This window comes from Monashia sp. HAY1-5C, assembly GCF_056755255.1.
Map to the genome: position 1 here is coordinate 1 of NZ_JBPGXG010000052.1, position 12,908 is coordinate 12,908.

General features: G+C 74.1%; 13 protein-coding genes. 5 read left to right on the forward strand and 8 right to left on the reverse strand.

Annotation, left to right across the window (positions count from 1 at the left end):
• Positions 1-159: 159 nt before the first annotated feature.
• From ACR9ZK_RS09990 to ACR9ZK_RS10000, 3 genes are all read left to right on the forward strand, one after another.
• On the forward strand, positions 160-1,017 hold the full coding sequence (locus ACR9ZK_RS09990) for an ATP-binding cassette domain-containing protein (protein ID WP_481341767.1): 858 nt from the start codon (positions 160-162) through the stop codon (positions 1,015-1,017).
• Entirely contained in the window at positions 1,014-2,360 is a 1,347-nt protein-coding gene (locus ACR9ZK_RS09995; protein WP_481341746.1) for a sugar ABC transporter permease, read from the forward strand. The genes ACR9ZK_RS09990 and ACR9ZK_RS09995 overlap by 4 nt, the downstream gene beginning before the upstream one ends.
• A gap of 228 nt (positions 2,361-2,588) precedes the next feature.
• Complete coding sequence (locus ACR9ZK_RS10000; RefSeq protein ID WP_481341747.1) at positions 2,589-3,050, forward strand: Hsp20/alpha crystallin family protein; 462 nt, start codon at positions 2,589-2,591, stop codon at positions 3,048-3,050.
• 94 nt (positions 3,051-3,144) lie between these two features.
• Here the strand turns inward: ACR9ZK_RS10000 and ACR9ZK_RS10005 are convergent, their stop codons facing one another.
• From ACR9ZK_RS10005 to ACR9ZK_RS10035, 7 genes are all read right to left on the reverse strand, one after another.
• Positions 3,145-3,864 carry a phosphatase PAP2 family protein gene (locus ACR9ZK_RS10005; protein WP_481341748.1) on the reverse strand — a complete coding sequence of 240 codons (720 nt, stop codon included), beginning with the start codon at positions 3,862-3,864 and terminating at the stop codon, positions 3,145-3,147.
• Positions 3,865-3,921: 57 nt separating this feature from the next.
• A complete protein-coding gene (locus ACR9ZK_RS10010; RefSeq protein ID WP_481341749.1) occupies positions 3,922-5,004 on the reverse strand; it encodes a DNA polymerase IV in 1,083 nt (360 codons plus the stop codon).
• 55 nt (positions 5,005-5,059) lie between these two features.
• A complete protein-coding gene (locus ACR9ZK_RS10015; protein WP_481341750.1) occupies positions 5,060-5,485 on the reverse strand; it encodes a hypothetical protein in 426 nt (141 codons plus the stop codon).
• Positions 5,486-5,599: 114 nt separating this feature from the next.
• Entirely contained in the window at positions 5,600-6,763 is a 1,164-nt protein-coding gene (locus ACR9ZK_RS10020; RefSeq protein WP_481341751.1) for a hypothetical protein, read from the reverse strand.
• Positions 6,764-6,915: 152 nt separating this feature from the next.
• On the reverse strand, positions 6,916-9,093 hold the full coding sequence (locus ACR9ZK_RS10025) for a penicillin acylase family protein (protein ID WP_481341752.1): 2,178 nt from the start codon (positions 9,091-9,093) through the stop codon (positions 6,916-6,918).
• Complete coding sequence (locus tag ACR9ZK_RS10030) at positions 9,090-9,500, reverse strand: TIGR03618 family F420-dependent PPOX class oxidoreductase (RefSeq protein ID WP_481341753.1); 411 nt, start codon at positions 9,498-9,500, stop codon at positions 9,090-9,092. Before ACR9ZK_RS10030 ends, ACR9ZK_RS10025 begins: the two co-directional genes overlap by 4 nt.
• Positions 9,501-9,506: 6 nt before the next feature.
• Complete coding sequence (locus ACR9ZK_RS10035; RefSeq protein ID WP_481341754.1) at positions 9,507-9,968, reverse strand: hypothetical protein; 462 nt, start codon at positions 9,966-9,968, stop codon at positions 9,507-9,509.
• 76 nt (positions 9,969-10,044) lie between these two features.
• Here ACR9ZK_RS10035 and ACR9ZK_RS10040 point away from each other — a divergent pair, with 76 nt between their 5' ends.
• Both ACR9ZK_RS10040 and ACR9ZK_RS10045 read left to right on the forward strand, forming a co-directional pair.
• Complete coding sequence (locus ACR9ZK_RS10040) at positions 10,045-10,443, forward strand: DUF2237 family protein (protein WP_481341755.1); 399 nt, start codon at positions 10,045-10,047, stop codon at positions 10,441-10,443.
• A gap of 135 nt (positions 10,444-10,578) precedes the next feature.
• Positions 10,579-11,238, forward strand: a complete 660-nt coding sequence (locus tag ACR9ZK_RS10045; RefSeq protein ID WP_481341756.1) for a hypothetical protein — start codon at positions 10,579-10,581, stop codon at positions 11,236-11,238.
• Positions 11,239-11,306: 68 nt separating this feature from the next.
• Here the strand turns inward: ACR9ZK_RS10045 and ACR9ZK_RS10050 are convergent, their stop codons facing one another.
• Positions 11,307-12,752, reverse strand: a complete 1,446-nt coding sequence (locus ACR9ZK_RS10050; RefSeq protein WP_481341757.1) for an HNH endonuclease signature motif containing protein — start codon at positions 12,750-12,752, stop codon at positions 11,307-11,309.
• Positions 12,753-12,908: the final 156 nt, after the last annotated feature.

The following is a 12,908-nucleotide window of genomic DNA, read 5'->3' on the forward strand; positions in this document are numbered from 1 at the left end:
CCCCCCCCCCCCCCCCCCCCCCCCCCCCCCCCCCCCCCCCCCCCCCCCCCCCCCCCCCCCCCCCCCCCCAACCAAAAACCCCCCCCCCAGATGTAGCTCCGTCTCGTGGGCTCGGAGATGTGTATAAGAGACAGATCCCTCACCGACCGAAGGACGGCCATGACCGCCACCATCTCGCCGCCTCCTGCACCGACGCAGACGGCCGTGCTCTCGCTGCGCGGCATCTCCAAACGCTTCGGCGCGGTCCAGGCCCTGTCGAACATCGACTTCGACGTCCACCCGGGCGAGGTCGTCGCCCTCGTCGGCGACAACGGCGCCGGCAAGTCGACCCTCGTCAAGACGATCGCCGGGGTCTACACCCCCGATGCCGGCACCATGGAGTTCGCCGGCGCGCCGGCGAGCGTCACATCCCCGGCGGAGGCCCAGCGACTCGGCATCGCGACGGTGTTCCAGGACCTCGCCCTCTGCGACAACCTCGACGTCGTCGCGAACCTGTTCCTCGGCCGCGAGCTGCACAGCGGTCGGGCCCTCGACGAGGTGACGATGGAGAAGGAGAGCTGGCGCCTGCTGCGCCAGCTCTCGGCGCGGATCCCCTCGGTCCGCATCCCCGTCGCGAGCCTCTCGGGCGGCCAGCGCCAGACGGTCGCGATCGCCCGCTCGCTGCTCGGCGACCCCAAGGTCGTCATGCTCGACGAGCCGACCGCGGCCCTCGGCGTCGCCCAGACCGCCGAGGTGCTCAACCTCGTCGAGCGCCTGCGCGAGAACGGCCTCGGCGTCATCCTCATCAGCCACAACATGAGCGACGTCATGGCCGTCGCGGACCGTGTCACGGTGCTGCGCCTCGGACGCAACAACGGCACGTTCGACGTCAGCCGCACGAGCGTGCAGGAGATCATCGCCGCGATCACGGGCGCCACGACCAACGCGGTGTCCGAGCGCGCCTCGCGACGGGCCCATGCCGGGCACCCCGAGCCCGACCAGCACACCGAGCAGCCCGAGCCGCAGGAGCAGTCATGAGCACGACGACCCCCGACCCCACCCGGGACTCGACCGCACCGGCAGGCGCCGGCCTCGCCGCTCGGGCCGAGGATGCCGCCCACGCGACGCCGGCCCAACCGGCCGCCCGGGCCGCCGCCCTGCCCGCCGACCTGCAGGACGAACGGCTCATCGCCGAGGCCGGCGTGGCGGGTGCCGCCCGGGCCTTCTTCGCGAGGCTGCGCAGCGGTGACCTCGGCGCGCTACCGGTCGTCGTCGGCCTCGTCATCATCTGGGTGGTCTTCCAGAGCCTCAACGACGCGTTCCTGTCCCCGCGCAACCTCGTCAACCTGACCCTCCAGAGCGCGGCGATCGGCACGATCTCGATCGGCATCGTCCTCGTGCTGCTGCTCGGCGAGATCGACCTGTCCGTCGGCTCGATCAGTGGCCTCGCGGCGGCGATCGTGGCGGTGGGGACCGTCGAGCGCGGCTGGCCGGCGCTCGTCGCGATCGTCGCGGCGATCCTCGCGGGCACCGTCATCGGCCTGGCCTACGGCGCGGTCTACACCCGCTTCGGGGTGCCGAGCTTCGTCATCACCCTGGCCGGGCTGCTCGGCTTCCTCGGGCTGCAGCTGAAGGTCCTCGGCGAGACCGGCTCGATCAACCTGCCCTTCCAGTCCGGACTGGTCACCTTCGCCCAGCAGACCTTCCTGCCGCCGGTCGTCGCCTACGTCCTGGCCGCGCTCGTGGTGGCGGCCTACGCCGCGAGCAGGCTGCGCGCGAACGCCCGGCGAGACGCGGCCGGCCTGTCGACGACGCCGGTGGGCTTCGTCGTGGCCCGCGCCGCCTTCCTCGCGGTCGTCCTGCTCGCGCCCATCGCGGTGCTCAACCAGGACCGCGGCGTGTCGGTCATGTTCCTCGTGTTCCTCGCGTTGGTCGTCGTCATGGACTTCGCGATCCGGCGCACGAGCTGGGGGCGCTCGGTCATGGCGGTCGGCGGCAACGTCGAGGCCGCCCGTCGGGCCGGCATCGACGTGCGGCGCACCTACCTCACCGTCTTCGCGCTGTGCTCGACGTTCGCGGCCCTCGGCGGCATCTTCGCGGCGGCCCGCCTCGCGGCGGCCAACCAGAGCAGCGGGGGCGCCGACACCAACCTCAACGCCATCGCGGCCGCGGTCATCGGCGGGACGAGCCTCTTCGGCGGGCGCGGCTCGGCCTACGCGGCACTGCTCGGCATCCTCGTCATCCAGTCGATCAGCAACGGCCTCGCGCTCATCAACCTCGGCTCCCCGGAGCGGTACATGATCACCGGCGCGGTCCTGCTCCTCGCCGTGACGGTGGATGCGCTGAGCCGGCGCAGCCGGGCGGCCCACGGGCGCGCCTGACGCCGCGCAGGCACGCCAGGGACCTTCGCCGACGGTCGGTCGGCGGGGACGGGAGGAGGGCCCGGAGGTGGGAGACCACCGCCGGGCCCTCTGCCGTCGGGGCCCTCTTGAGCTGGCGCGGAACCCGTCGTATCCTCGGGAACACAGCACGAAGTTGAGCGGTTACCACTCAAGAAAGGTCACCGTTGGCCCATCAGATACGGCCACCGTTCATCGAGGAGAACTGACATGAGCACCACCACCTTCGACCCGTTCCGCAGCACTTTCGACCGCACGTTCGACCGTCTCTTCACCGACGGCCTGCGCTCGAGTGCCGGCGCCGTCATGCCGATGGACCTCTACCGGTCCGGCGAGAACTTCGTGGCCCGCATCGACCTGCCGGGCGTCGACCCTTCGAGCATCGACATCGATGTCGAGGACCGCACCCTCACGGTCCGGGCCGAGCGCCCGGCCCCCGAGGTCGAGGGCGCGCAGTGGCTCTCGCGGGAGCGCCCGACGGGCACCTTCGCCCGCCAGCTGTCGCTCGGTCGCGGGCTCGCGCTCGACCGCATCGAGGCGGACTACCGTGACGGCGTCCTCACCCTGGTGATCCCGGTCGCGGAGGAGGCCAAGCCGCGCAAGATCTCCGTCTCGCACGGCGGTGGCACCCAGTCGATCGAGTCGGGCGGGTCCTCCGACTCCGAGAGCTGACCATCACGACGCACGAGGCCCCGGGTGGACGGCCGCCCGGGGCCATCGCCTGCCTGCGGCCGCGCCGCCGAGCCGGACGCCTCGCACGGGACCCTCAGGCGTCGGCCCGGTCGTGCACCGGCGCCCCGACGAGACGACGCACCGGGTCGGGGGCCGAGGCCGTGACCCAGGCCTCGAGGCGATCGTGCAGCCAGGGCACGAGCGCCCAGGTGGCGAACCACACGACGAGGACGCCCACGGCCAGGCCCGTCACGACGTCGTGCCAGTAGTGCGCCCCGGTCAGGACCCGCGCGACGGCGACGGTGAGGGCGACGGGGGCGGCGAACCGCCACCACACGGGCACCATGACGACGACGGCCGTCGCGAGCGCCGCGGCGATGACGGCGTGGTTGCTCGGCCACGAGTAGTCGCCCACCGCTGGGCAGGCCGCGAGCGGGTGCACCGCGAGGGTGCGGCAGGGTCGTTCCTCCCGGACGACGGCCTTGACCAGCTCGCTCAGCGCGTACGCCCCGACGACGCTGAGGCCTGCGCCGACCGCGACGGCGACGTGCTCGAGCCCCCGTGACCGCGCGCGCCAGGCCAGCAGACCGGCCGCGCCGAGGAGCGCGAGGATGCCGAGCTCGCCCGCGACCTCCACGAGGGCACCGACCGGGCCGGGCAGCGAGTCACCGAGGTGAGCCGTCCACGTGTAGAGCGGGTCGCGGACGACCGCGAGCAGCGCCACGACGACCGCGCAGCCGACGACCGCCAGCAGCAGGCGCGACCCGCCCACCCGGCGTCCGGCCTCGGCAGGGCTGCTCGCGCGCAAAGACATGCGCACGACCGTAGGCCACGAACCTGACAGCGTCCTGCCACTGCTCGTCGCGCGGCGTCAGAGGCGACCGCGGATCGGCGTGCGTTCGACGGGGTCGCCCTCCTCGGGCATGACCAGCTCGGCCCGGACCCCCAGCAGGCGCACCTCGCGGTCCGGGTCGAGGCGACCGGCGAGCTCGACGGCGGCCGCGACGACGTCGGCGACGTCGGTCGTCGGGGCCGCCAGCTTGCGGGCCTTCGTCTGCGTGAAGAACGGTGCATACCGCACCTTGAGGGTGACCCGGAAGACCGGTCGCCCCTCCTTGACGGTGTCCGCGAACACCTGGGCGGCGAGCACGCGGACGGCCTCCTGCACCTCGGCTGGCGTCGTCAGGTTCTGCTGGTACGTCGTCTCGCGGCTGTGGCCTCGGGCGACCCATGGGCTGTCGTCGACGACCGCGGACCCCAGGCCGCGGCCGAGCTGGTGGTACCAGACCCCCATGCGCGGGCCGAACTCGCCGACGAGGGCGGACTCGTCGGCCTCGGCCAGGGAGCGCACCGTGTCGAGGCCGAGCGCGGCGAGCCGCTTCGACACCCGCGACCCGACGCCCCACAGGTCGATGACCGGCCGGTCCCCCATGACCTCGAACCAGTTGTCCCTCGTGAGGCGGAAGACGCCGCGTGGCTTGCCGAACCCGGTCGCGATCTTGGCCCGCACCTTGTTGTCGCCGATGCCGACGGAGCAGTGCAGCTCGGTGGCCTCGAGCACGGTCTGGCGCACCAGGCCGGCGAACGCCTCGGGATCGTCGGTCTCGACCCCGAGGAACGCCTCGTCCCAGCCGAGGACCTCGACAACGACCCCGAGCGAGCGCAGCGCGTCCATGACCCGTCCGGAAGCCTCGGTGTAGGCCTCGGCGTCGACCGGCAGGATGACGGCGTCGGGCACCTTGCGCGCCGCGATCCGCAGCGCCATGCCTGACCCGACGCCGTACCGGCGTGCCTCGTAGCTGGCCGTCGAGACGACGGCCCGCTCCGTGGGGTCGCCACGGCCGCCGACGATGACCGGCCGGCCGGCGAGCTCGGGGCGTCGCAGCACCTCGACCGCCGCGATGAACTGGTCGAGGTCGACGTGGAGCACCCAGCGGGTGGCGCCGTCGGTCATGCCGCCATTGTGCCCGCGCCCACCGACCGCAGCCGGACGAGCAGCCTCGACGACGTCAGCCGTGCCCGATGCGCTTGCCGCGCCGGAAGGTGTAGGCCTCGTGCGTCTCGACGGCCGGCGGGGTGGTCGCGGCGTCGGGGTGGTCGAGGGGGTCGAGGGGGTCCACCGGGTCCACCGGGTCGACGCGGTCGCGGTCGAGCGCGGTGCCGTCGGACGGGTCGCCCGGGCGCGGCCAGGGCTCGACCTCGTCCTCGATCGCGCGGGGGGCCGCCGCGTCCTGGGCCCGGGCCGCGACGACGATGCCGTGGTAGAGCATCAGGGCGGCGAGGCCGGTGACGAGGTAGGCCGACACCGCGAGGCCCGGGCTCGCGTGGCCGCCGCCGAAGTCCGATCGCAGGACGTGGAGGACGGCCGCAGCGGCACCCACGAGGGCGGCGCCGACGAGCCAGAGGGCAGCCGAGCGCCGCGTCGTTGTGCTCACGGGGTCACTCTCGCACAGCGCGACCGGCACGAGAGGCGGCTCCGCATGCGGCACACCGATGCCGCCCACCGGGGCCGGCCTGTGCTGCGGTCTGTGCTCCGGCCTGCGGTCCGGTCAGCGGGCCGGGTGCGCGGCCAGGACGTCGCCGGCGGCGGGCCTGGCGGTCGCCGCCCCGAGCCCGGCGGCGTTCCCCGACAGGTTCTCCACGAGGACCTCCGCACCGTGGTTCGCGCGCTGCTGCACGGTGTTCTTCGCCGCGTTACCCACGCCGCCGACCGGCGTCGACGCGAGCGGCTCGAGGGGCTCGAGGGGCGTGGCGAGGCCGTCGAGGGCCGGCAGCCGGGGGGCGAACGCGTCTGTCGGCAGCACCGGCAGGGACGGCGCGACCGGCGCCGACGAGGGACGAGCCCGGGTGGCCCCGCCGCCCGCGACATCCGCGGCCCGCGCGGCCGCTGTGGCCGGCGTGGCCCGTCGGTCGGACGGCATCGACGCGGACGGAGGCGCGTCGTGCGGCAGGAGCGTCCCGGTGACCGACGGGACGATGCCCAGCTCGGTGGTCAGCTCGGTGCCCAGTTCGGTGCTCTCGCGGTGCGTCGACCCCGTCACCGCCGTCGAGGCCGTCGGCGTCGACACGAGGTCGGAGGCCGCGGGCGAGGAGACAGGGACGGGGACGGAGACGTCGTGCTGCGGGGCGTCCAGCCGGCGGGCCGCCGCATCGAGGGAGCCGACGATGAGGGCGCAGGCCGCGACGACGAGCAGCACACCGCCACCGCGCGCGCCACCGACGTGGTGCAGCGTCAGTCGGCCGAGGACGATCGCTGCGGAGGCGGCGAGGAGCGTCGAGACGCCGAGGACCACGAGGCCGCCGGTGGGTCCGCCGATGAGCGTGCCGAGGACGACGAGGGCGGCCATGAGCGTGAAGCCGAGACCGGAGCCCTCGGGCAGGCGGCGGCCACGGCCCCCGAGCAGGTCGACCCTGTCGCGAGGTGCGTGCGCGGGACGCGACGGGAGGGTGAAGGCCGTGTCGTCGGCCTCGACGAAGGGGCGCGTCTCGTCGTCACCGGTGACGTCGACCTCGCCGTGGCCGGGCTCGCGGGACGCGGCGTCCGACGGCGAGCGGCGCGAGCCGGGGTCGGGGAGCGCCGCGGCCCAGAGGTGCCAGCCGCGGGGCGGCACCGGCCACTCAGGGTCGGGCAGGAGGCGTTCGCCGCCGGCGACCCCGACCGGGACCAAGGCACGGTCGAGCGCGGCATCGAGTGCGAAACCGGGAATCGTCATCGTCCAGGACACGTCCGGACCCCCTCCACCCCTCACGGTCGGGACCCTCGACCCGACCACCGCGGACCGTCCCACCGGTCCGTCAGGACGAGCGTACGGGGAAAGTCAGGATATGTCCCGTAAAAGGTAAAAGAATGGTCAAGTGTGGCGGGTCAGGCGTCGTCCCGGTCGTGCACGCGGTAGAGGCGACCCGCGAGCCAGGCCTCCGTCTGGTCGCAGAAGTGCGGGTCGCCCTCGACACCGGAGGCACCGAGCGGAACGACCCACCGGCTGGCCGAGCGGTCGGCGAGGTCCCAGACGTAACGCGCCACGGGGCCGCCGTAGGCGCGGTCCGTGACACCCGGGGCGCTCGCCGCGGCGAGGACGCACCCCTTGTCGCCGGGGACGGGATGGGGCGTCACCGTCGGCACCCCCGCGAGGCCCGCGGAGCGCGCGAGGCCCTCGGAGCCGTCGGGGTTCGCGAGGCCGTCGAGCGCGTGGAACGGGTCGAGCCGGTGCCGGTCGCCCCACACGGCGTCGGGCCCGACCGACGCAGCGGCGCGGTCGAGCGCCACGCCCACGCCGGCCGGGACGTCGATGCCGAGCGCGTCGGCGCCCTCGACGAGGGTGTGCCAGCCGGCTCCGAGCTGGGCGAACGGGTTGGTCCACGCGGCGAAGACGCGCGAGTGGCCGAGCGGCTCGCAGACCGCGGCCAGCGGTGGCTGCTCGGCGAACCACCGGACGAGCGCGGTGCGCCAGGCGGCGAAGAGCGCCGCGGGGTGGCTGTCGACGTCGCTGTGACCGTCCCACGCGAGGAGGGTCTCGCGGGCGTCCGCGGCGCGGCCCTCCACGACGGCGGCCTCGACGAGCGGACGCATCGCGGCCACCTGGCCGTTGAGGGTGTCGACGTGGATCGCGGCGAAGTCCTCGACGGTGAGACCGGTGCGGTCCCCGACGAGCTCACGGATCCGGCCGGCGCGGAAGGGAGTCGCGTAGTCGATGCCGAGGCCGCCACCGCTCGCCCGGTCGTTGGCGCTCACCATGACGTCCTCCACGTCGGTGGCCGGAGGCGTCCGGTAGCCGTGCCACGCGTGCCTCGGGTCCCACGCCGGCAGCGGTAGCTCGAGGGCCGCGGGGTCGCGGTCGGGCACCCGTCCGGCGACGACGTGGCGGACGCGTCCCGACGCGTCGGCGACGAGGCCGCTGTTGACCGGCTCGACCCAGTGGGCGAGGGCCGCCTCGACGTCCTCGACGGTGCGGGCGCGCAGGAGGGGCAGCAGCGCCGAGAAGCCGAGGTCCTGCTCGACGCCCGTCGGGGTGCGCAGGCTGTACACCGGCGGTGTGGGGGCCGGACGCCGTGGCTCGCCGGACCTCGCCTGGGATCCGCCCTCGAGGGCCGCCTCGAGGGCCGCCTCCACGCCGGTGACGACCGGCCCGCGTCGGGTCACGACGACGGGCACGGCGACGTCGTCGCCACCCCGCACGCGGACGATCTCGGTCGACGCCTCGGCCGGCTCCCAGCCCTCGACACCGCGTGCCTCGACGACGGGTCCGCCGGCGGCGTCACGCCCGATGACCCGCAGCGACTCGGTGGCGAGGTCCTGGTAGTCGGCCATGGCGTTGGTGATGCCCCACGCCACCGTGCCCGTGTGCGCGAAGTGCTGGACCCCGGGCACGCCGGGGAACGTGAAGCCGACGACGTCGAGCTCGGGGCAGGCGAGCCCGACCTGCTGGTAGCACCCGGGCAGCTCGATGGTCCGGTGCGGGTCACCCGCGACGAGCGGCTTCCCGCTGGCCGTGCGGTGCCCGGCGACGACCCAGGCGTTGCTGCCCGAGCGGTCGGAACCCTCGGTACGCAGCAGCGGCACGACGTGCGGGCCGAGCCGCTCGGCGACGTGGGCGTTGAACAGCTTCGACGGGAACGTGCCGAAGAGCAGGTGGATGCCCCAGAAGATGCCGAGGGGCGTCCACGGCTGCCACGGTCGGGGCGCGGCGGCGTAGGCCTCGAGGCCGAGGGCCCGGATCTCGGTGGAGTCGGAAAGGCCTGCTGCGAGAGTGGAGTTCACACCGTCGACGTAGGCCGAGAGCCACTCCTGGGTCTCGGCGTCGAGCTTCTCGAAGCAGCGGCGGACCGTCCACTCGAGCCGCACCTGTCGTGCGAACCGGTCCCAGTCCACGCCTGCCGCGCCCAGGTGCTCGGCGGTACGTCCCTCCATGCGCCACCGGTGGTTCTCCACCTGCCAGGCACGGTCGAGGGCGGTGACCTGGCCCTGTACCCGAGCCAGCTCCATGACGTCGTCGGCCCACAGGTGGGGGATCCCGAGGGGGTCGCGTCGGACGCGTTCCCTCACCTGGCGTCCCGGAGCCGGCCCCACGCGTGCCAGCGGTCGACCGCGATGCGGGCCGTGACCCGGGCTCGGTCGCGCACCCGGTACGGCGACCCGGTGTAGTGCCGCGCGATGCGGTCGATGTCGCGCAGGTCGACGTCGTCGACGAGCTCGACGACGTGGCCCTGGATGCTGACGTGCGTGATCCAGTCGTCGGGGTCCATGGCGCTCAGGGCGACCCGCGGCTCACGGCGCAGGTGAGCGAGCCGGGTGCGTCCCGCGTCGAGGTTGACGAGGACCTGACCGTCCTCGAAGAGGTACCAGGTCGGGACCGACACGGGCTGGCCGTCACGGCGCACCGTGCTCATGGTGGCGTGGTTGGGTCGGGCGAGGAACGCGGTGACCTCGTCGGGCAGCGGTGGACCGGGCACGACGCGTCAGCCCTGCCCGCCCTGCGGGAAGCGGCTCTCGATCTCGCGGAAGAACGCGTCGGAGAGGCGCACGTACTGCCCGAGCGTCAGCCGGATGGGGTCACCCGGCGCGAGCCCGAGGACCGAGCGGGCCGGATCGGAGGCGAGCCGGGCCTCCGCGTCCAGCGTGCCGCCGTTCTCGAGCAGGGAGCGGACGATGGCCCGCACTTCCTGGACCGCCCCGCCGTCCCTGCCCTCGAGCGCCCGGAGCCGGTGGTCGAAGTAGCGCTCGAGGACGATGACCATGTTGTTGAAGTACTCGGACTCGAGCGACTCCAGGGCGCCCTCGAGGAGCACGACGTCGGCGTCGCCGTGGTCCCGGGACGCCTGGGCGACCTCGCGGAACATCGCCACCTGCGTCTCGACGCGGGAACGGCACGCGTCGACGTAGTCCTGCTCGTAGGCGTCCCAGTCGCGCATCGCCGGCATGGGCCCAGCCTAGCCACGCGGCGGGCCCGGGTCGCCGATGACGTCGCCGTTCCGGACGGCGCGCTACCTTGAGGCCATGGCGGATCGGCGGGAGCGCAACGTGCTCGGCGGCGACCTCGAACCGTGCGGCACCGACCCCCTGACCGGCTTCTACCGCGACGGCTGGTGCACGACCGGACCCGAGGACCGCGGCAGCCACACCATCTGCGTCGTCGCCACCCGCGAGTTCCTCGACCACCAGCGCTCCGTCGGCAACGACCTCGTGACGCCACGGCCCGAGTGGCGCTTCCCGGGCCTGACGCCCGGGGACCGGTGGTGCGTCGTCGCCGCGCGGTGGCTGCAGGCCCAGCAGGACGGTGTGGCCGCGCCGGTGTTCCTCGCTGCGACCCACGAGAAGGCGCTCGAGATCGTGCCGCTCCAGCTGCTCCAGGACTACGCCGCCGACATCCCCGACGACCCCAGCTCGTTGCTCTGACCGGCCGGCACCCGGTGCCGCGTGCCTGCGCGCGGTCGAACCCGTTTCGCGCGTTCCGGCCCGAACGAGCGACGCCGTGACGACAATCGTCGGACCGGGCACCGACCGCCCGAGCCGACGACCGAGGAGGCGACCGTGCACCACGTCCGTGCCGCACGCGTCGGCCTGCTCGGAGCCGCACTCGCAGCGGCGTTGACCGGGTCGCTGACCGGGTGCACCGCCGGCAAGCCCTCCGTCGAGCTGAGCCAGGCCGCGCCGCAGGGAGCCGGCGGCACCGCCACCGTGAGCGTGACCGTGACGCAGACGCAGGCCGTCACGCGGACGACCACGGTGCCGGTGACCTCGACGGTCACCGTGCGAGCAACCCCGACCGTGACCGTGACGATGCTCCCGCGACCTGCCCTGACGCGCACGACGGTGTTCAACCGGGCGACGGCTCTGGCCGGGTACTCCGCGCTGCTCGGCGACATCCGCCTGCTCGACCGGATGCCCTTGGCCGGCAGCGAGGCCGCCGTACGCCTCGACGCGCTGACCCACCACTTCGCCGTGCTCGCCGCGGGCGCTCCACCACCGGGCCTCGACGCCCCGACGTACTACGCGCGGCTGTCCTCGCTCCGGCTCTTCGCCGACGCCGCCACGCGTGAGGCCGAGGCGGGGTCACCGCAGGCAGCGGCGCGCTACGCCGTCATCCGGCAGGAGACGGGCACCTTCCTCGCCCTCGTCAACGGCGCCCTGTCGACGACCTACGTCCTCCCGCCGCCGCCTCCTCCGACTCCGACCCCGACGACCCCCTGACCCGACCTCGGCGCACGTCGGCGCGTACGTCGGCGAGCCGAGTTCGCCCTGGCACCCGTCTCGTCGGGTCAGCCCGGTGCCGGGGCGGCGCGGGTGGGGGTGAAGTCGACGAGGTGCAGGTGCAGGGTGCCGCCGGTCGGGGCAGGGTAGGTGCGCCCGAGGCGCGGCTGTGGGCGTGGGCGTGGGTGCGGTGGTGGGCCCGGGCGCCATGCCTTGGCCGATTCGGCTGGCCCGGCGGGTTCGGTTGACCTGTGGTGCGTGGCGGGTCGTCGGTCGGCTCGGGGTGGCCGGGCCGGCGGCCCGATCGCGAGCCCGTACCGGCTGGCGAAGTCGAGCCCGTCCGCCTTGGTGGGGTCGCCGGTGATGGTGTACTCGCCGCGGTGGTGGCCGTCGTGGTGGAAGGTGCACAGGCACAGCAGGTTGGCCAGGTCGGTGGGCCCACCGTCGCGCCAGTGCGTGAGGTGGTGGACCTCGAGGTGGATGTCGGTGCTGGCCCGGCAACCGGGGAAGCGGCAGCCGCGGTCGCGGTCCAGCACGAGGACCCGGGTCCGGTGCGGCACGACCCGATGGCTGCGGCCGACGTTGACCGGGTGCCCCTCGGTCTGCCAGACCGGGGTCAGGGTGCCGTCGCACGTGAGCCCGTCGGCGATGTGGCGGGGCAGGCGCGGGGTGCCGGTGAGCCAGCCGCCGTCGGTGTCCAGGTGGACCTGGACCCGGTAGCGGGCGCGTCGGGCGCGCGTGGGGGCGGTTCCGGACTCGAGGGAGCGGGTCGCGAGCAGGACGAGCGCGTCGGCCCAGGTGACCCGGTGCGGGCCGGGATGGGCGGCCGGGTCGCCCTCGATGACCTCCTCGATGACCTCGTGCCGGTCCGGGCCCTGCCCGGTAGCGCGGAAGAGGTGGTCCTTGGCCTCGGCGAGCGCGGCCCGCACGAGCGCGCCGACCTCGGCGGGCGCCTCGTACCGCAGCCGGAACCGGCCGTCGGGGCCGGTTCCCATGCTCAACGACGCCGGGGCGACGAGCTGCGGCCGCGCGGGCCCGGCCTCGTGCTCGGCGCCGGCGTCGGGACCGGTGGGTCGTTCGGCGGGCAGGAGGTTGCCGTCGTCGTCGAGGAGGCGAGGTTCGAGGGTGAAGTCGTAGCGGGTGACGGTGCGTTGCAGCTGCGGGACCGTCGCGTGCCGGGCGAACTCGGCGACCGTCTCGTCGAAGGCGGCCGGGGTGTGCCGGGCCACCACCGCGGCCTGGTCCAGGCTGATCCGGCCCTCGCGCAGCAAGGCGGTGGTGGCCGGCAGCTCGGCCGCCCGCCGGGCCAGCAGCACGACCGCGGCGGCCTGCCCGCGCGAGAGCCCGGCCCGCACGACGAGCCAGTGCTCCGGAGAGCGGATCCCGGCCGCCTGCCAGGACCCCTCGACCAGCGCGGCGGCGACGGCCTCGACGAGGCGGGCGTGCGCATCGTGCAGGTCGGCGGCCAGGGACGCGACGAGGTCCCAGTCCTGCTCGATCACCTCCTGCGACATACCTTTATCGTACAGGTGTTCGAATGGTATCGGAACCGTTGTCCACAACCAATTCTTCTGAGCCCCAGCGGATTTCGCGACACCTATGTGCCGCCGAGCCGACCTCGGGTATCGTCTCTTGCTGATCCGTGCACCCATTGCGTCAGACACGTGCGA

What these genes read in the sequence shown, in the direction of transcription:
- ACR9ZK_RS09990 (WP_481341767.1), top strand. Translation starts at nt 160, where the DNA reads ATGACCGCCACCATCTCGCCGCCTCCTGCACCGACGCAGACGGCCGTG.
- ACR9ZK_RS10020 (WP_481341751.1), bottom strand. Translation starts at nt 6,763, where the DNA reads ATGACGATTCCCGGTTTCGCACTCGATGCCGCGCTCGACCGTGCCTTG.
- ACR9ZK_RS10005 (WP_481341748.1), bottom strand. Translation starts at nt 3,864, where the DNA reads ATGTCTTTGCGCGCGAGCAGCCCTGCCGAGGCCGGACGCCGGGTGGGC.
- ACR9ZK_RS09995 (WP_481341746.1), top strand. Translation starts at nt 1,014, where the DNA reads ATGAGCACGACGACCCCCGACCCCACCCGGGACTCGACCGCACCGGCA.
- ACR9ZK_RS10035 (WP_481341754.1), bottom strand. Translation starts at nt 9,968, where the DNA reads ATGCCGGCGATGCGCGACTGGGACGCCTACGAGCAGGACTACGTCGAC.
- ACR9ZK_RS10040 (WP_481341755.1), top strand. Translation starts at nt 10,045, where the DNA reads ATGGCGGATCGGCGGGAGCGCAACGTGCTCGGCGGCGACCTCGAACCG.
- ACR9ZK_RS10050 (WP_481341757.1), bottom strand. Translation starts at nt 12,752, where the DNA reads ATGTCGCAGGAGGTGATCGAGCAGGACTGGGACCTCGTCGCGTCCCTG.
- ACR9ZK_RS10010 (WP_481341749.1), bottom strand. Translation starts at nt 5,004, where the DNA reads ATGACCGACGGCGCCACCCGCTGGGTGCTCCACGTCGACCTCGACCAG.
- ACR9ZK_RS10000 (WP_481341747.1), top strand. Translation starts at nt 2,589, where the DNA reads ATGAGCACCACCACCTTCGACCCGTTCCGCAGCACTTTCGACCGCACG.